The organism is Pseudomonas sp. ASL7, assembly GCF_056680375.1.
Genome location: NZ_CM155279.1, coordinates 6,164,273 through 6,182,578 on the forward strand (window position 1 = coordinate 6,164,273; position 18,306 = coordinate 6,182,578).

The following is an 18,306-nucleotide window of genomic DNA, read 5'->3' on the forward strand; positions in this document are numbered from 1 at the left end:
TCGGCCGGGAGGATGCTTACAACTGCGCCTCGACCTGAGCGCAGCGCGGGCACAGGCAGGATTTGTCGCGCAGCTCGGTCGGTAGTGCTTCGAGTACTGCCGGGTCGATGCTGACGCCATAGCACCAGCAGGCCCGGTCGGCGGTGCGAGGATCGGCCAGGGTGCAGTCGTTGGCAGCGCCGCAGGCTGGGCACATATCTGGTTTATTCATAACTGGAGTGAGACATTTCCATGCAGGTTCGGTTACGGCCGGATTGCTTGGCCCGATACATTGCATGATCGGCCCGGGAGAGCAGGGTATGCAAGGTTTCATCGGGCTGCAACGTGGTCAGGCCGATGCTGACGGTCAGCTGTAGCTCATTGCCGTTGTAGGCATAACGCTGTTGCTCGACAGGGTGGCGAATTTTCTCGGCGATCATCAGACCGGTCTCACCGTTCGTATCGACGCTCGCGAAGCGTAGTAACTGAGGAGCGACGTTGCCAGGAACCCTGCACCCAGCAGCGCAATCAGCGTGAGGAGCAACGAACGTTGCGAATACAGCGGCGAGCGAGGCGGCATGACAATTGCGTTGGCAGTGACCCGATGGCAGGCATTCTGATGGCACTGTGGGGGAATAGCTGCTCTATGTGCAGCGCGAATGATCGTTCCCACGCGCCATGCAGCAGGTTGTACCCGGACTTTGTGGGAGCGAGCCTGCTCGCGATGGCGGTGGATCAGTCGACATCAATCGTGAGTGTGCTGACGCCATCGCGAGCAGGCTCGCTCCCACAGGTTCAGATGGGTGCCTACATGCGGTCAGCCAAGGGTTTTCAGGTAAGTGCGCCATCCGCCCAGATGACTAATATCCATCGCCCCCTCCAACCCATACGCCTCACAGATAAACCCGCTCTCCCAACGCCCATCCGCCAGTTGCACCTTGCCCAACCCCAGCGGCGCCGGAATCCCGGTCAAAAACGAGCCCAATTCACTGCTTGGCAATTCCCAAACCTCCACCGCAATCGCCACGCCGCCATCCTTCACCCGAACCATCCCCGGACGAAACGGCGGACCACCGGCCAATGCGTACAGTTGATAGTCCGGTGAACTGAGCGTCGTCTCGACCAACCGTGCACCGCGCCGTTTCAGCTGCCAGTTCAATGCCAGCCCATCCAGGTGCGCGCCGCACACCACTAACCGCGCGCGATCATTGCGTGCGGCAGTCGTCGGTGCCGATAACCCCGAGCGTTGCTGACGCTGAAAAGCATCCGCCAGGCTCAGCAAATATTGATCGGTAAACGCCCGGCCAAACAGCGTCACGCCCCACGGCAAGCCATTGCCCATAAAGCCGCTCGGCACCGCGACGGCCGCGTAATCGAGCAGGTTCATGAAGTTGGTGTAGTAGCCGAGTTCCGAATTGCGCAGGACCGGCTCGGCCTCCAATTCCGCTAACGTGACGGGGCGGCCAATGGTGGGGGTGACGACGCAATCAAGATTGAGCAGCGCTTGATCGCACAGGGCTTTCAGGGCTTGCAGCCGGTATTGGGCGCGGAAGGTTTGCACGCCATCGACCGCTGGCGCCTTGGCCAGCACCGCACGAATCACCGGCAACACCGCTTCTGGATGTTGCTCCATCAACTCGCCCGCCACGCTGTAGCGCTCGGCCACCCACGGGCCTTCATAAAGCAAGTGCGCCGCCTCGAGAAACGGCGTCAAATCCAGTTCCACCGCCTCGCCGCCCAACGCCTTGAGTTGGTCGACGGCATCACCGAACAACCGCGGGCCTTCAGGGCAGCCGAAGAATTGCAGATCCTGCACGCGCGGCACGCCGAAACGGAAGGGGCGCGGTGCGCCGAACGCCGAGCCGTCGTTCCATAGCGGATTGCTGCGGCTGTACTCATCGCGTGGATCGAGGTGTGCAGTGAGCGCCAGCAACTGACTGGCTTCCCGTGCCGTCGCGGTAAACGTCGTGACGCAATCGAGGGTGCGGCAGGCCGGCACCACACCCGCCGTCGAGATCAATCCTTTGCTGGCTTTCAACCCGATCAGATTATTCAATGCCGCGGGCACTCGCCCCGACCCCGCCGTGTCCGTCCCTAACGAGAAACTCGCGACGCCCAGCGCAACCGCCAGCGAAGAACCGGCGCTCGAACCACCCGACGGATAGTCCGGCAACACGCTGTTCGGGCACGCGCCATACGGCGAGCGACTGCCGTTCAACCCGGTCGCAAACTGGTCGAGATTGGTCTTGCCCAGCGGGATCGCTCCCAACGCCAGCAACTGCTCGACGATGGTCGCCGATTGCTCTGGCACATAGGCAAACGCCGGGCACGCCGCCGTGGTGGGAATGCCCGCCAGGTCGATGTTGTCCTTGATCGCAAACGGCACGCCGTACAGCGGCAAGCTGTCGATGTCTCGACCGTCCAGCGCGGCGAGATAGGGTTCCAGTTCTTCGACACTCAGCAAGTGGATGAACAGGTGATAGTCCGGGTTCAGCGCCGCCGCTTTATCACGCAGGCTCAGCAGCAGTTGCCGAGGCGTGAGGCTGCCGTCGCGGTAGGCGCTGCGCAGGACGTCGAGTTGTAGATTGATGTTCATGGGGTTAATCCTTTTCAAAATGGGCTCAGTCGAGTTCCAGCACCACGACGCGCTGTCCGGCACGCACCGCCGAACCGGGTTGCACGCGAATCTCGCGCACCACCCCGGCCATGGGCGCGAGCAGCGGGATTTCCATCTTCATCGACTCAAGAATCACCAGCACATCACCCGCTTGAACCCGGTTGCCGGTTTCAACCTGAACCTGCCAGAGGTTGCCGGCGATGTGGCTGTCGACGCTCTGTTGACCGCTGGCCAGCGGTGCATCATCGGTCACTGGCGGGGCCAGTTCTTCGCTGTCGAAATGCGCCTGGCCACTGGCGATCCACCGCTCGCGTTCAGCGTCGAACGCGTGCTTTTGCTGATTGCGAAACGCGGCAATGCTCTCGGACTCGTTGCTCAAGAACGCCTGGTAATCCGCGAGGTTCAACTGGCTGTGTTGAATGTTCAGATCGAAGCGCCCGAGGGGGAAATCCCGCCGAATGCGCAGCAGTTCATCGGCGCTCACCGGGTAGAAACGAATCTGGTCGAAGAAGCGCAGCAGCCACGGTTTGCCATCGAATGCGGCGACTTCGCGGTAGCGGTTCCACATCTGCAAGGTACGGCCGACGAACTGGTAACCACCGGGGCCTTCCATGCCGTACACGCACATGTAGGCGCCGCCGATGCCCACTGAGTTTTCCGCGGTCCAGGTGCGGGCCGGGTTGTACTTGGTGGTCACCAGGCGATGGCGCGGATCAAGCGGGGTGGCGACCGGTGCACCGAGGTACACGTCGCCCAGCCCCATCACCAGATAACTGGCATCGAACACTGTGCGCTGCACTTCGTCGAGGTTCGGCAGGTCGTTGATGCGGCGGATGAACTCCAGATTGCTCGGGCACCATGGCGCGTCCTTGCGCACGGTGGTCATGTACTTTTCGATTGCCAACTGGCAGGCCGGGTCGTCCCAGGACAGCGGCAGGTGAACGATGCGCGACGGCACTTGCAAGTCCTTGGCGGCGCACACGGCGTCCCATTCACCGACGATGATGCCCAGCAGATCGGCCAGCGGCAGTTGTTCGGGTTGGTAATGCACCTGCAGCGAGCGGATGCCCGGCGTCAGGTCGATCACACCGCGCAGGTGTTGGCTTTCCAGCGCCTGCATCAGGGCGTGGGCGCGGAAGCGCAGGACCAGGTCCAACTCGGGGGCGCCGATTTCCAGCAGCAGATGCGTATCGCCCGACAATCTAGCAACCAGCCGCGTATCACCCTGCCCAATATCCAACACCACCGGCGACACAATCCCTTGTGGGAGTGAGCCTGCTCGCGATAGCGGAGTGTCAGTTAAATCAATTTTGGATGTGCCGCCGCCATCGCGAGCAGGCTCGCTCCCACAGGGGGTATTCCATTTCAGGGCGAGATGACGGGCGGTCTTGAGATCGACCGGGACGAACTGCACCTTGTCCCCGGCCTTGAGCTGCCCCAACTGCCAAAGGTCCGCCTCGATCACCGTCACCGGGCAAACGAACCCACCCAGACTCGGGCCGTCCGGCCCCAGAATCACTGGCATATCACCCGTGAAATCCACCGCCCCGATCGCATACGGATTGTCATGAATATTCGACGGATGCAGTCCCGCTTCACCCCCATCGGCACGCACCCATTCCGGCTTCGGCCCGATCAATCGAACACCAGTGCGGCTGGAGTTGAAATGCACTTCCCACTGAGTGGCGAAGAAGGTGCCGATGTAGCGTTCGGTGAAGTATTCCGGCGCGCCATGCGGACCGTAGATCACCCGTATTTGCCGCACGGCGGGTAACTCGGTGACCTGTTCTTCAGGGAGTTGGTCACCATGGCTTCGGTCGCTCAAGACAGGCACATGCAACACGTCGCCAGTGCGCAGCGCACGACCACCATGCCCACCGAACTGTCCGAGGGTGAAGGTGCTTTTGCTGCCCAGATAATCCGGTACTTGCAGACCACCGCGCACGCACAGATAGCTGCGCGCACCCGCACTCGCAATCGTGCCGAGGCTTAGCGTGGCACCGGCCGGAATGAGCAGCGCCGTGTTCATCGCGACGGTTTCACCGTTCAACACCGGCGCAATCTCCGCTCCGGTGACCGCCACCACTGCATCACAATTGAAGCGCAGCAACGGCCCGTTCATGGTGATTTCCAGTGCCGCAGCGCCTTCGTCGTTACCCAGCAAGCCATTGCCCAGGCGCAGCGCCCGACTGTCCATCGGCCCTGATGGCGGCACGCCGACGGCCCAGTATCCGAGGCGACCGGGATAGTCCTGCACGCTGGTTTGCGTGCCGGCACTGAGCACTTCAAAGGTGTTGGCCTGATACACCAGATTTTCCAGGCAACGTGTCCACGGCTGGCCGCTGGCGAAGGGGGCATCCAGCAAAATCTGCCGCAGGTAATCGCGGTTGGTTTCCACGCCATAGAGCAGGCTGTCGCCCAATGCCTGATGCAGATCGGCACGTGCTGCTTCGCGAGTCGGCGCCCAACTGATGACCTTGGCGATCATTGGATCGAAGTACGGTGGAATCTCGCAACCGGCCTCGACCCAGGTATCGATGCGCAGCTGTTTGCCATCGGCGGCAGGGAAGTTCACGGCCGTCAGCAAACCTGGGCTGGGTTGAAAATCGCGACCCGGATCTTCGGCATACAGCCGCGCCTGAATCGCATGGCCGTCGGCTTTCAAACCCTGGCTCAATGCACTCAGCGGCGGCAAATCACCGGCCGCCAGTTCCACCATCCAGCGCACCAGGTCCACGCCCCACACTTGTTCGGTGACACCGTGCTCCACCTGCAAGCGGGTGTTCACTTCCAGAAAATAGAAGCGCTGATCTTCACTGTCGAAGACGAATTCCACGGTGCCGGCACTGCGATAGTTCACCGCCTTGGCCAGTTTGATCGCCGCTGCACACAGCTCATCGGCCATGCCTTGCGGCAGGTTTGGCGCCGGGGTTTCTTCGAGGACTTTCTGGTTGCGGCGCTGCACCGAGCAGTCGCGCACACCGAGGGCAATCACGTCGCCGCGACCGTCGCCGAACACCTGAACCTCGAGATGCCGCGCGCGCTGGATGTATTTTTCGATGAATACTCCGGCGTCGCTGAAGTTGTTCTGGCCGAGGCGTTTGACCGCCTCAAAGGATTCGCTCAACTCAGCCGCGCTGCGGCATACGCGCATGCCAATGCCGCCCCCGCCGGCGGTGCTTTTGAGCATCACCGGGTAGCCGACCTGTTCGGCTGCGAACAATGCCGCGTCAAGGCTGTCGAGCAGTTCGGTGCCTTCGAGCATCGGCACACCGTGTTGTTTGGCCAATGCGCGAGCGGTGTGCTTGAGGCCGAACACGCGCAGTTGCTCGGGCGTCGGGCCGATGAAGGCGATGTCGGCCGCTTCGCAGGCTTCGGCGAACGCGGCGTTTTCCGAGAGGAAGCCGTAGCCGGGATGGATCGCCGTGGCGCCGGTGGCTCGGGCGATGGCGAGAATCTTGTCGACCGCAAGGTAGGTGCTGGCGGCTGCGCCTTCACCGAGGCTGTGGGCTTCGTCAGCTTGCAGCAGGTGCAGGCTCGCGGCGTCGGCTTGGGAGTAAACGGCAACGCCCTTGACCTGCAGTTCACGCAGGGTGCGCAGGATGCGGCAGGCAATCGCGCCACGGTTGGCAATCAGGACTTTTTCGAACATGGCAAAACCCCCGGAGGCGATAACGCATCAGCCTCGACCTGGGATGCGGGCCGTCCCGCAGTTTTCGATAAGCGCCGAGGTCGTCCCCGACGGCAGAATCAGTTCACTTCAAAAACACCAGCGAACCTTGTGGGAGCGAGCTTGCTCGCGATGGCGTCAGCACATTCACCATGAATGTCGACTGATACACCGCTATCGCGAGCAAGCTCGCTCCCACAGGGTTTAGTGGTGTTCTGGAGATTTTAGGCACTGCACGGAACGGGCCTGGCACAGGGCAAACAACCAATGGCGCAAGCGGCTGAGTTTCAGTTCCATACCAGCAACTCCGCGGGTGTCGGGTTGTAGGCGTTGCACGGGTTGTTCAGTTGCGGGCAGTTGGAGATCAGCACGATCACGTCCATTTCGGCCCGCAGGTCGACGTATTTGCCCGGCGCCGAAATCCCGTCTTCAAAGGTCAGACCGCCGTCAGCCGTGACCGGCACGTTCATGAAAAAGTTGATGTTCGGCCCGATGTCGCCCTTGCCCAGTCGTCCGTCGTGGACGCAGGCGCGCAGGTAATTGTCGCGGCAGCTGTGCATGTAGCGTTTCTCCAACGCGTAGCGCACGGTGTTGCTCTCTTGCGCGCAGGCACCGCCAAGGGTGTCGTGACGCCCGCAGGTGTCGGCGACGATGGTCAGCATCGGTTTGCCAAGGTTGGAATAGAGCACGCTGCCGGTGCTCAGGTAGACGCTGTTCTGCCGACGCAATGTGCGCTGCACGTCGTAACGTTCCTTCGGATTGGCGACGCTATAGAACAACGTATCGACGGCTTGGTTGCCTTCCAGGTCGAGAATGCGCAGGGTCTGGCCCGCCTTGACTTCCATCAGCCAGGGTTCGCCGGCCGGGATGGTCGCGCGGTAGATCGCGGCGTCGGGTTGCCTGTTTGTGTGAACGACAGCGGTAGCGATTGAAAGTGACATGGCAGCGATCCTCAGGCGAACAGGCGGTCGGTGTTGATGAAGCCGCGCTCGTTTTCCGGGCGTGAGGTGCGGCAGTGTTCGGCGACGCTGGCGTCAGCGTTCATCCAGCTGAGCTTCAGCGGTTTCGGTGCGTATTGCGGCGACGGGTCCATCGGGTGTTGCAGGGCGGTGAGCACCACCAGCGTGTCCATCGGCGCGTACAACTCGATGTAGTCGCCGGCCTTGGAATGGCCTTCGACGAAGTGAAAACGCCCCGCGTCATCGACGTTCACGCGGCTGAACAAATTCAGGGTCATCAGCAGATCGGACAGGCCCAACCCCCATTTGCCCAACTCAACCAACAGGTTGTCGGTGCCGTTGCGGAAGAAGCCGTTGCGCAGTTCCTGATAGCGGCCGGCACCGTATTTTTCCGCGACTTCTTCAGCGCAGAGCACACCGCCGAGGCTGTCGCTCCACCCGCAAGTGTCGGCGGTAATGGCGGCCAGCACGCGGCCCATGTCCGAGTACAAGCAATGGCCGATGGTGAGTTTGGCGGTGTGTTGGCATTTAAGGCTGTCGGGCAGGTTCAGGCGTTCGGTTTTTTCATTGGCGTTGAGCAGCGTCAGGCTGACATTGGCGCCACCGCGCAGGTCGGTCAGGCGCAGCAATTGGCCGCGCTTCAAAACGAAGGAACGGTGGCCGCCGCCGGGGAGCGTTTCTTCGGCAAACGGTGGAAACAGTTGAGTCGAATCTGTCATTGCAAAATTCCTCTAAGCGATACGAAGCGTGCCGGCCAGCGGTGCCGGCAAGGCGTCGACGGCGGCACGCTGGACGCGGCGGTCGCTGTTCAAAGGGATGTCGTAAGTGATGCGCGCGCCATAGGCACCGGGGGCATGCGGGTCGACGCGGACCTTGTCGAACACCAGCAGACGAGTGCCCAGGCTGAAACCTTCGGACAGGTCATGGGTGACCATGAACACCGTCAGTTGCGTCTCGCGCCACAACTCCAGCAGCAGCGTGTGCATGTCCTTGCGGATGCCCGGATCGAGGGCGCCGAACGGCTCGTCGAGCAGCAATACCCGAGGCTTCATGATCAGCGCCTGGGCGATGGCCAGCCGTTGCTGCATGCCGCCGGAGAGTTGCGCCGGGTACTTGTCCAGCGAGTGGCCGAGACCGACTTTGTGCAGCAACACCGAGGCCTGTTCCCGAGCCTCGCGTTTGGCGCTGCCGAACAGGCGACCGAGCAGCGGCGAGCGCGGCAGTTCGAGGCCGAGGGCGACGTTGTCCAGCACCGTCAGGTGCGGGAACACCGAGTAGCGCTGGAACACCACGCCACGACTCGAATCCGGTTCGCCAGCCAGCGTTCGGCCGTCCAGCAGAATCTCGCCGCGACTGGCGCGCTCCTGCCCGAGCAGCAGCCGCAGGAAGGTCGACTTGCCGCAACCCGAAGCGCCGACGAGTGTGCAGAACTCACCCTCGTTGACGCTCAGGTTCAGGCCTTCGAGCACCACCTGATCAGCGTATTGCTGCCAGACGTTTTTCACCGTGATGAAGCTCATGCGCGGGCTCCTTCATAACTCATTTAGGGGCACCTTCGTGCCAGGGGAACGCGCGTTGGGTCAGGCGTTTCAGGCCCCAATCCATCAGCCAGGCGAGCAGGGTGATCCAGACCACGTAGGGCAAAATCACGTCCATCGCCAGGTAGCGGCGCACCAGGAAGATCCGATAGCCGAGGCCGTCAGTGGAGGCGATGGCTTCGGCAGCGATCAGGAACAGCCACGCCGAACCAAGCATCAGCCGCAGCGAGATCAACAGGCGTGGCAGCAATTGTGGCAGCACCACGCGCAGCATCAGCGTCCAGGTCGAGGCACCGAGGGTCTGGGCCTTGATCAGCAGTTCGACGGGTATTTCCCGGGCACGCTGTTCCAGATCCCGCGCCAGGCACGGGGTAATGCCGATCACGATCAGCATCACTTTCGACAATTCCCCCAGCCCGAACACGATGAACAGAATCGGCAGAATCGCCAGCGGTGGCACCATCGACAGCACGGTCAGCAACGGCGACAACGGGGTGCCAAACAGCGGCAGCGTACCGGTGGCGATGCCCAGGCACAGCCCGGCCAGCGCGCTGATACCGAGGCCGATGGCCAGCCGCCTTAGACTGGAGGCAGTGTCTTGCCACAGCACATAGTCACCGGTGCGGGTGTCGGCAACGAAGGCCAGGCGTTTCACCGCGTCGGTCATCTGCACGGCGCTCGGCAGCAGTTTGTCGTTGGGGTTGTCCGTCAGTCGCGCGGCCGAGCCCATGAAATAGGCGAACAGCACCAGGGCGAACGGCAGGATCACCAGTAGCAGGCGACTCGGGCGATCCGGGTGGCGATTGATCAGGCGCATGGCCAAGTCCTCTTAGAGCTTGGCGTCAGCGGCCATCTGCACATAGCTCGGGTCGAAGCGCAGCTTGAGGTTGGTCTTGTCGCCGCTGATCACGCCATTGGCGAAGGCCATGCCGACCGCGCTGGTGTCCTTGGCGCCTTGACCGAGCAAGCCATGCTGGAACGAGAACTCGGCCACTTTGCGCATGGTGTCCGGTAGTTGCTTGCTGGTGGAGAACGCCAACGCTTCTTGAGGGGTGGCGAACAATTTGGTGGTGTCGAGTTGCGACTGGAAGCCGGCCAGGTCAGTGCCAGAGGCTTTCGCCATGTGTTCCAGTGCCGCTTTGCTGGCGGCATTTTTCTCGTTCATCAGCTCAACCACTTCAAACCAGGCGCCGGTCAGCGCTTTGCCCAAGGCCGGGTTGTCTTTGAGGGTGGTGCTGTTGACCACCATCATGTCCATGATTTCGCCGGGGATCTGGCTGGAGTTGAAGACTTCGCTGACGCCGGGTTTGGCCTTGATGTCCGAGAGCATCGGGTTCCAGGTGGTGACGGCGTTGACCTGGTCGGTGTTGAAGGCTGCCGAGATATCGGCGTCGGAGGTGTTGACCACTTTCAGGTCTTTCTCGGTAAGGTCGACCGAGTCCAGCGCCCGGGCCAGCAGGTAATGGGACACCGACAGCTCGACCAGATTGACGTCCATGCCCTTGAGGTCGACGACTTTCTTGCCGTCGCCCTTGACCACGATGCCGTCGTTGCCGTTGGAAAAATCGCTGACGATCAGCGCGGTGCTGTCGACGCCACCGGCCGCCGGGATGGTCAGCGCGTCCATATTGGTCATGGTGCACCCGTCGAACTGGCCGGCGGTGTACTGGTTGATGGATTCGACGTAGTCATTGAGCTGCACCACATCGATTGTGATGCCGTATTTTTTCGCCCATTTGTCGACGATGCCTTGGCTTCCAGCGTATTCCCAAGGCATCCAGCCAGCGTAGATAGTCCAGCAGACGCTGAAATGGTCTTTCTGCGCGGCCTGGGACGAGAAACTCACGAAAGCTGCGAACGCAGCGGCGAGGAGGGCGGGTAAACGAGTTTTGGACATGGTGGTTCTCCAGTTGATCAGGGGCGGGCAGGAGTCAACGCGGCACCGCGAACGGTGGCTTGTCTCCCGGGCTTTTGTCCCGCCGTGTAACCTCAACTGGAGGTCGCCAACTCTCGGACCAGCCACTCGCTCAAGCGAGCCGGAACCCTAGTCAGCCATTGCAAAATGTGGTGCCGCGAACCTGTAATGACTCTTGCACGTCTTTGGTAAAGCGAGAGCCGTGCCAAGTTGACTGGGAGCGCTCTGGCTCGGGGGATTTCGCAACTGGTGGGTGTGGTCCGGGTGGCCGCGTTGCCTTGTGATGGTGCGCTGGCGCACCGCAATGGAACGTATCGGCCACTGATCCGAAGGCTTTTTGCCGAACCGCACTTGATTCTGATTTTCAAGTCAAAAGACATGAGTGCGGTCGCGGGTTTTCCCGGAGTCCATCATGTTGCGTCGAATATTGCTCAGTGCGTTTTTCGGTTTAGGTCTTTCAGCGTGCTACTACGTAGGCCCTGCCGATGTGTACACCGCACCTTATTACTACCCCGGGTATTACTCGCCTTATTACTACCCAGGCTATTACTCGCCTTACTTCTACGGTGGCTATTACTGGCCTTACTATTACGGTGGGTATTACGGTCCGCGTTATTACGGTGGTCATGGCTATTACTACGGCGGACACGGACCGCATTATTACGGCGGGGGCTATCACGGTGGGCACCATTAATCAGCGTTTGAATAGATGAAAAACCTTTCACGGGTGAGATGTTTCAAGTTGTTACGAGACCGCACCAGATTTCGAATTCGATGTCTGATCTTTCGACAGTCACCGAATAATTGACGGTCGCCCGCCAGCGTCGCTGGTGTGGCTCACTCGCGGTCCAGGAGGCCGCCATGCTCTGTAGAAAAAAGCTCCGCAAAATTCTTCTGATTGCAGTATTGGGATTGTCGCTTGGTGCATGCGTGCCTTATTCCGATGAAGGAGCCAGCTACTACAGTTCCGAGGTCTACACCTCGCCAGCGCCTGCCTATTACGCCGGTGGCGGTTCGTACTATTCAGGTGGCGGGGGTTATTACTCGCCACCACCCAGGTACTACGTACCGCCAGCGCGGTATTACCAGCCAACGCCGCGGTATTACCCGCAGCCGCGGATCTACCAACCGGCACCGCGCTACTACCAGGCGGCACCCCGGGCCGACTACCGAGCCGACCGCCGGGACTATCAGCATCACGGATGGGAGGGGCGAAACCGTAACGGATGGGAAAATGAGCACCGTGATAATGGCGGACGCAACAATCACAGTGGGCGAGATGGTCACGACGATCACGAAGGCCGCCGATAACAACGGATATCTGTAGGAGCGAGCTTGCTCGCGATGGTGTGTCAGCAACACTGGTGTCGACTGACACACCATCGCGAGCAAGCTCGCTCCTACAGTTTTTTATAGATCCGCCAAGGGATGCCTACCTTCCCAGACCTTGTGGAAATGCGCTTGAACCACTGCATCCGGCACGTTATTGATGTCTGGCCAATGCCAGTGAGGTTTCTGATCCTTGTCGATCAACCGCGCCCGCACGCCTTCGCTGAACTCCGGATGTCGGCAGCAATTGAGGCTCATGGTGTATTCCATCTGAAAAACTTGAGCCAGGGACAGGTGCCTGGCGCGGGCGATCTGCTCCCAGACCAGATGAGCTGTCAGGGGCGAGCCTTCGCTCATGGTCCGTGCGGCACGACTGAGCAGCAGGTCGGTGTCATCGCGCAGCGGGGCGATAGCTTTCCAGGCGCAACGCACATCACTGACATCCAGCAACTCGTCGATCTGCTGACGTCGTGGCAACCATTGGGCGTCTGGCATTTGCGCGACTGCTTCCTGCTGCAAGGCCTTGAGCAGACTGTTGAGCTGCATCGGTGTCTGTTCCTGCCAGTTCAATTGCAGCAAGCCTTCGATCAGCGCTTCCTGCTGTTCATCGAGCAGGAAGCGGTCGGCCAGGTCCAGATCGATCGCATCGCGACCGTTCATATGGGCGCCGGTCAGTCCGAGAAACAAGCCAAGTTTGCCGGGCAGTCGTGACAGGAACCAACTGGCCCCGACGTCCGGGTACAGGCCGATACTGATCTCGGGCATCGCCAACCGGGTGCTCGGCGTGACAATGCGAATGCTCGCGCCTTGCAGCAGCCCCATGCCACCGCCGAGCACGTAGCCATGGCCCCAGCAGATCAACGGTTTCGGGTAGGTGTGCAGATTGAAATCCAGGCGATATTCCGCTGCAAAGAAGTGCGCGGCCAAGGGCGGCACTTCCCCGGGCTGCGTGCGACACGCCTCCACCAGGCTGCGGACTTCTCCGCCGGCGCAAAAGGCCTTGGCGCCGTTGCCGCGCAATAATACGCAGACGATTTGCGGTTCCTTGGCCCAGGCGTCCAGTTGATCGCGCAAGGCATTGATCATCGGCAAGGACAGGGCGTTAAGGGACTTTTCGGCATCGAGGCTGGCGATGCCGATGCGGGCGCCGTCGGTGCCGGTGAGTTCTTCGAAGTGCAGATTCATCGTGACCTCGATAGGGAATTTGAGCGTTCAGTATGATCGCTGTGCAGGAAAGTGCCGGTTCAGTGTCAGATCAATTGACAAGCGTGATGGGCTTTCCTAGGGTTCGCTCCATTGTTTTTGCCGGATGTAACCATGACTGCTGATGACCGTATCAAACTCGAACCGAGCTGGAAGGAGGCACTGCGTGCCGAGTTCGACCAGCCCTACATGACAGAGTTGCGCGATTTCCTGCAACAGGAGCGCGCTGCGGGCAAGGAAATCTATCCACCGGGACCGATGATTTTCAACGCACTCAATTCGACGCCGTTGGATAAAGTCAAGGTGGTCATCCTCGGGCAAGACCCCTATCACGGCCCGGGCCAGGCACACGGCTTGTGCTTCTCGGTGCAACCGGGCGTGCCGGCGCCGCCGTCGCTGGTGAACATCTATAAAGAGTTGAAGCGCGATCTGAACATCGACATTCCGGCCCACGGATGCCTGCAAAGCTGGGCGGACCAGGGCGTGCTGATGATCAACACCACCATGACCGTGGAGCGCGCGAATGCCAATGCTCATGCAGGCAAAGGCTGGCAGCACTTTACTGATCGGATAATCGAAGTGGTGAGCGAGCACCAGCCGCATCTGGTGTTCCTGCTATGGGGCGCGCATGCCCAGAGCAAACAGAAACTGATCGATGCCACCAAACATTTGGTGTTGACCTCGGTGCATCCGTCGCCGTTGTCCGCGTATCGCGGTTTTCTCGGGTGCGGGCACTTCAGCCGGACCAACAAGTTTCTTGAGCAGAATGGCGAGATGCCGATCGAGTGGCGATTGCCGCCGGTTTGATGAGCTGACAGAGTTGCCCCCTTCGCGAGCAGGCTCGCTCCCACACCCCTGTGGGAGCGAGCCTGCTCGCGAAGGGGTCAACTCTGTCTGTCAGGGTGATTCCGGCACCCGGTTCCAATACTTGAACAACGGCTCCGCCAGAAACAACACAAACAACAGCCGCATCACCTGCATCGCCGTCACCAGCGGTACCGACAATTGCAGGGTTTCCGCCGTCAGGCTCATCTCCGCAATCCCGCCGGGCATCATGCCCAACGTCAGCGAACGTAAATCCAGGTGCGTAAGCGCACTCAATCCCAGTGCTGCCGCCGTGGCGATCAACATCGTCAGGACAGTCCCGATCAAGGTCCGCCCCATAAACGAAGGCGCACGCCGGAAAAACTGTCGATTGAAGTGGCAACCCAAGCCGCTGCCAATCAGCCATTGGCCAATCTGACTGCCGCCGTCAGGCAAACCGATATGCAGATCCCAACCGAGGCTCACTGCTGCACTCAATAGCAACGGCCCGAATAGCCACGGATTGGGTTGACGAAGGCGTTCCCACATCCAGGCCGCCAAAGCGGCAGCCGGGAAGAGAAGGGCGAGCCACCACCCGTTGACGGCGGTCGGATGAAAGACCGGCGTCCCGTTGCCCAGCAAATATTTGAATGCTGCCGGCACAGACAGCACCACCACCATTACCCGCAGACTTTGCCCGGCCGCCACGCGGCTGAGTACCGCGCCATTGCGCGCGCCGAGGTTGACCATCTCCCCGGAGCCGCCAGGCATGCTGGAAAAAAAGGCGGTGGCGCGATCCTCGCCGGTCCGCCGCAACAACCAGACGCCGACCACGGCGGACAGACTGGTGACCAACGCACCGAAGAAAATCAGGCCGAAGTGGCTTAGGACCTGTTCCATCACCACCGGAGTGAAGTGCAGGCCGATGCCGATGCCGACGATCCACTGACCGCACTTGCGACCCCCGGGGATTTCCGCCAATTGCCACGGAGTCAGGCAGCGCACGAGGATGATCGCCAGCAACGAGCCGACCATCCACGGCAGTGGCCAGCCGATCTGGCTGGCGAGGTAACCGCCCAGCAGACCGACCAGCGGGGTTCCCCACCAGGATTTGAGGGGGGAGCGATCAGGCATCGGCGATAGCGCGCCGGGCGACTGAACGTTTGCGCCAGATTCGCAGTATCGGCATCAGCAGCATGATCGCCGTCAGCACCCAGACACCGAAGGTGATCGGGCTGGACCAGAGGATTTCCAGTGCGCCGTTGGAGATCGACAGGGCGCGACGCAGGTTTTGCTCCATCAGACCCCCGAGGATGAAACCCAGCAGTACCGGCGACAATGGGAAGTCCAGCTTGCGCAGGAGGTAGCCGAAGATGCCGATGCCGATCATCAGGAACAGATCGAACGTAGTGGCGTGCACCGCGTAGACGCCAATCCCGGTAATGATCGCAATCACCGGCACCAGCGCCCAGTTCGGCACGGCGAGGATGCGGGTGAAGATACGGATCATTGGAATGTTGAGGATCACCAGCATGATGTTGGCGACGAACAACGACGCGATCAGGCCCCAAACGATGTCTGGTTGCTGTTGGAACAGCAGCGGGCCGGGAGTGATGTTGTACAACGACAGCGCGCCAATCATCACCGCGGTGGTGCCTGAACCCGGTACGCCGAGGGTCAGCATGGGCACCAGTGCGCCACAGGCCGCGCCACCGATGGCGGTTTCCGGTGCCGCGAGGCCGCGCATGTCACCCTGGCCGAACGTACCTTTGGCGCCAGCGATACGTTTCTCGGTCATGTAGGCCACGGCACTGGCGAGTGTCGCGCCCGCACCCGGCAACACGCCCATGATGAACCCCAGCACGCCGCAACGGATGTTCACCAGGAACACCGCCGAGGCTTCCTTGAAGTTGAACATCATGCGTCCGGTGGCCTTTACCGCTTCCTGGCCACGATGGGTTTTTTCCAGCAGCAGGAGGATTTCGCTGATGGAGAACAGACCCAGCACCAGCACCACAAACTGAATGCCGTCGGTCAAATGGATGTTGTCTGCGGTGAAACGGTACACGCCGCTGTTGGCATCGATCCCGACGCTCGACAGAAACAGACCGATCAGCGCCGCAATAAAAGTCTTTAGCGGTCGGTCACCAGCCATGCCGCCGAGACAGACAATTGCAAACACCATCAGTACGAAGTATTCCGCCGGCCCGAAGGCAATCGCCCATTTCGCCAGCAGCGGCGCGAACAGCACCATGCCGCACGTGGCGATGAACGCACCGATAAACGAACTCCACGCCGACAGCGACAGCGCCACACCGGCCAGGCCTTTGCGGGCCATCGGGTAACCGTCGAGGGTGGTCATCACTGTAGAAGCTTCGCCCGGAATGTTCAGCAGGATCGAGCTGATCCGGCCGCCGTATTCGCACCCCAGGTAAACCGCCGCCAACAGGATCAATGCCGACTCCGGTGGCAGGCCGAGGGCGAATGCGATCGGGATCAATAGCGCCACGCCATTGATCGGGCCCAGGCCTGGCAACAGGCCGACGACGGTGCCGATTAATGTGCCGCAGAGGGCAGTCACCAGGTTGTATGGGCTTAGCGCGACGCCGAAGCCCTGGCCCAAATAGCCAAGAGTATCCATATCAGTTCTCCAGAACGTCGAGCACGCCCAAGGGCAGTGGCACGTCCATCAACTTGTCGAACAGCAGATAAAGGCCGACGGCCATCAGGCTGATGATCACCGTGCTCGGCAGCCAGCGGCCGCCATACAGGCGTGCCATCGGGATCCCGATCAACATGCTGGCGACAATGAAGCCGAGGGGTTCGAAGGTGCCGGCGAAAACCAGCAACAGCACCACGCAGATGCCGATTTTGATCAGGGTTTCACGGTCCGGTTTGGGGTCGTCGTCGCTGTGGATGATCGGCGTCGGCCGAAACACCATGTACAGCAATCCCAGCCCCATCAGGCCGAGCATCAAAAGGGGGAACGCGCGAGGTCCCACCGGTTCGTAGGAAAAAGCCGCCTGGTACGGCCACGCCATCAGCGCCAGGCCAACACAGGCCAGCAACAGCACCGAAGCAAAAATGCGTTGTAAGAGCATGGGAAACTCCTGTGCCACGGCCCCGCAGAACGAGGGCCGCGGCCGCTAGACAAAGGCGATCACTGAATCAGGCCGAACTCTCTGGCCAGCACTTTGTAGTCCGCGACCTGCTTCTTCACGTAGGTGTCCAGCTCCGGGCCGGTCATGGCAAACGGGAAGAGCTCACGCTGATCGCGCAGCTTGGCGAAGTCTTCGGACGCCAGCAGTTTGTCGAAAGCGTCTTTCCACCAGGCGTAGTCTTCGTCGCTGACCTTTGGCCCCAGGTAAAAGCCGCGAACCACCGGCCAGACAATGTCGTAGCCTTGTTCTTTGGCGGTCGGAATGTCTTTCATTTCCGGCTCGTCGAGGCGCTTGTCGGAGAACACCGCCAACAGGCGCATGTCACCGCTGAGGATGTGCGGCATGGAGTCGGAGATGTCGGTGCTGCCGACCTGGATGTGGCCGCCGAGCAGGGCGGTGGCGATTTCACCGCCGCCTTCGAGGGCGACGTAACGCAGGTCGCGCGGGTTAATCCCGGCGGCCTTGGCGATCAGGGCCGTTTGCATCCAGTCCTGGCTGCCGACGGTGCCACCGGAGCCAATCACGACTTTGCTCGGATCTTTCTTCAGTGCTTGAACGAGGTCGTCGAGGTTCTTGTAAGGCGAATCGCTTTTCACCGCGATGGCGCCGTAGCTGGTGCCGACGGCAGCCAGCCAGCGCACGGCGTTTTCATCGAAACGACCGAACTTGCCTTGGGCCAGGTTCAGCAACGAACCACTGGACCACGCCACCAGCGTGCCAGCGTCGGCCGGGCGCTGGGCGACCACCGCGTTGTACGCCACCGCACCGACACCGCCGGGCATGTAGGTCACGCGCATCGGTTTGGTCAGCAATTTCTCGTTGACCAGCGCGCTTTGCGCCAGTTTGCAGGTCAGGTCGAAACCACCACCTGGCGAGGCCGGGGCAATGCATTCCGGACGTTTTGGCTCGGCCATCAGTTGGCCGGCAAACAGCACACAGCTGGCGGCGAGGGCGAAACGGCGCAGTGATCGATTCATTGTTGTCTCCATGGGAGTTTTTATTTTTTGGGGGTATTTCAGGTGCGGCGGTTTCGCGCTGGGCAGCCGGCTTCGGCGCTGGGGCGTATCAACGATGGGAATCGTGAGAAAGGGTGGGGCGGGCGAGTCTGAAGCGGTATGGACAGCATGGTGC

General features: G+C 61.0%; 16 protein-coding genes, 1 pseudogene and 1 riboswitch. Of the genes and pseudogenes, 3 read left to right on the forward strand and 14 right to left on the reverse strand.

Annotated elements, in window-relative coordinates; all coding sequences use genetic code 11:
• Positions 1-16: 16 nt before the first annotated feature.
• The 9 genes and pseudogenes from AC1MDT_RS28495 to AC1MDT_RS28535 form a co-directional block, all read right to left on the reverse strand.
• Positions 17-211, reverse strand: coding sequence for a cysteine-rich CWC family protein (locus AC1MDT_RS28495; RefSeq protein ID WP_480419994.1), 195 nt, complete (start codon positions 209-211; stop codon positions 17-19).
• Positions 204-515: pseudogene (locus AC1MDT_RS28500) on the reverse strand (GGDEF domain-containing protein); the annotation flags it as partial. The gene AC1MDT_RS28495 and the pseudogene AC1MDT_RS28500, both read right to left, overlap by 8 nt.
• A gap of 281 nt (positions 516-796) precedes the next feature.
• Positions 797-2,575: an allophanate hydrolase gene (atzF, locus tag AC1MDT_RS28505; RefSeq protein ID WP_480419995.1), complete on the reverse strand. Its 1,779-nt coding sequence runs from the start codon at positions 2,573-2,575 to the stop codon at positions 797-799.
• Between the two features lie 25 nt (positions 2,576-2,600).
• Positions 2,601-6,248 carry an urea carboxylase gene (gene uca / locus AC1MDT_RS28510; protein ID WP_480419996.1) on the reverse strand — a complete coding sequence of 1,216 codons (3,648 nt, stop codon included), beginning with the start codon at positions 6,246-6,248 and terminating at the stop codon, positions 2,601-2,603.
• 305 nt (positions 6,249-6,553) lie between these two features.
• Complete coding sequence (locus tag AC1MDT_RS28515; protein WP_480419997.1) at positions 6,554-7,207, reverse strand: urea amidolyase associated protein UAAP2; 654 nt, start codon at positions 7,205-7,207, stop codon at positions 6,554-6,556.
• Positions 7,208-7,218: 11 nt separating this feature from the next.
• On the reverse strand, positions 7,219-7,944 hold the full coding sequence (locus AC1MDT_RS28520) for an urea amidolyase associated protein UAAP1 (protein WP_480419998.1): 726 nt from the start codon (positions 7,942-7,944) through the stop codon (positions 7,219-7,221).
• A gap of 12 nt (positions 7,945-7,956) precedes the next feature.
• On the reverse strand, positions 7,957-8,745 hold the full coding sequence (locus AC1MDT_RS28525) for an ABC transporter ATP-binding protein (protein ID WP_480419999.1): 789 nt from the start codon (positions 8,743-8,745) through the stop codon (positions 7,957-7,959).
• A gap of 19 nt (positions 8,746-8,764) precedes the next feature.
• On the reverse strand, positions 8,765-9,580 hold the full coding sequence (locus AC1MDT_RS28530) for an ABC transporter permease (protein ID WP_480420000.1): 816 nt from the start codon (positions 9,578-9,580) through the stop codon (positions 8,765-8,767).
• A gap of 12 nt (positions 9,581-9,592) precedes the next feature.
• Positions 9,593-10,660: a putative urea ABC transporter substrate-binding protein gene (locus tag AC1MDT_RS28535; protein WP_480420001.1), complete on the reverse strand. Its 1,068-nt coding sequence runs from the start codon at positions 10,658-10,660 to the stop codon at positions 9,593-9,595.
• 61 nt (positions 10,661-10,721) lie between these two features.
• Positions 10,722-10,822, reverse strand: a riboswitch (guanidine-I (ykkC/yxkD leader).
• A 268-nt stretch (positions 10,823-11,090) separates the two neighbouring features.
• Between AC1MDT_RS28535 and AC1MDT_RS28540 the strand changes: the two genes are divergently transcribed.
• The gene (locus AC1MDT_RS28540) at positions 11,091-11,372 is read left to right on the forward strand and encodes a hypothetical protein (RefSeq protein ID WP_480420002.1); all 282 of its coding nucleotides are present in this window, start codon (positions 11,091-11,093) and stop codon (positions 11,370-11,372) included.
• A gap of 167 nt (positions 11,373-11,539) precedes the next feature.
• A complete protein-coding gene (locus AC1MDT_RS28545) occupies positions 11,540-11,989 on the forward strand; it encodes a hypothetical protein (protein ID WP_480420003.1) in 450 nt (149 codons plus the stop codon).
• 99 nt (positions 11,990-12,088) lie between these two features.
• Here the strand turns inward: AC1MDT_RS28545 and AC1MDT_RS28550 are convergent, their stop codons facing one another.
• Complete coding sequence (locus tag AC1MDT_RS28550; RefSeq protein WP_480420004.1) at positions 12,089-13,192, reverse strand: enoyl-CoA hydratase/isomerase family protein; 1,104 nt, start codon at positions 13,190-13,192, stop codon at positions 12,089-12,091.
• Positions 13,193-13,324: 132 nt separating this feature from the next.
• Between AC1MDT_RS28550 and ung the strand changes: the two genes are divergently transcribed.
• On the forward strand, positions 13,325-14,017 hold the full coding sequence (gene ung / locus AC1MDT_RS28555; RefSeq protein WP_480420005.1) for a uracil-DNA glycosylase: 693 nt from the start codon (positions 13,325-13,327) through the stop codon (positions 14,015-14,017).
• Positions 14,018-14,107: 90 nt separating this feature from the next.
• Here ung and AC1MDT_RS28560 read toward each other — a convergent pair whose 3' ends face one another.
• From AC1MDT_RS28560 to AC1MDT_RS28575, 4 genes are read right to left on the reverse strand one after another with little or no spacing between them, the layout of a single operon-like run.
• Complete coding sequence (locus AC1MDT_RS28560; RefSeq protein ID WP_480420006.1) at positions 14,108-15,148, reverse strand: AbrB family transcriptional regulator; 1,041 nt, start codon at positions 15,146-15,148, stop codon at positions 14,108-14,110.
• The gene (locus tag AC1MDT_RS28565) at positions 15,141-16,655 is read right to left on the reverse strand and encodes a tripartite tricarboxylate transporter permease (RefSeq protein ID WP_480420007.1); all 1,515 of its coding nucleotides are present in this window, start codon (positions 16,653-16,655) and stop codon (positions 15,141-15,143) included. The genes AC1MDT_RS28560 and AC1MDT_RS28565 overlap by 8 nt, the downstream gene beginning before the upstream one ends.
• 1 nt (position 16,656) lies before the next feature.
• Positions 16,657-17,115, reverse strand: coding sequence for a tripartite tricarboxylate transporter TctB family protein (locus tag AC1MDT_RS28570; RefSeq protein WP_480420008.1), 459 nt, complete (start codon positions 17,113-17,115; stop codon positions 16,657-16,659).
• A 59-nt stretch (positions 17,116-17,174) separates the two neighbouring features.
• On the reverse strand, positions 17,175-18,152 hold the full coding sequence (locus AC1MDT_RS28575; RefSeq protein WP_480420009.1) for a Bug family tripartite tricarboxylate transporter substrate binding protein: 978 nt from the start codon (positions 18,150-18,152) through the stop codon (positions 17,175-17,177).
• Between the last annotated feature and the right edge of the window lie 154 nt (positions 18,153-18,306).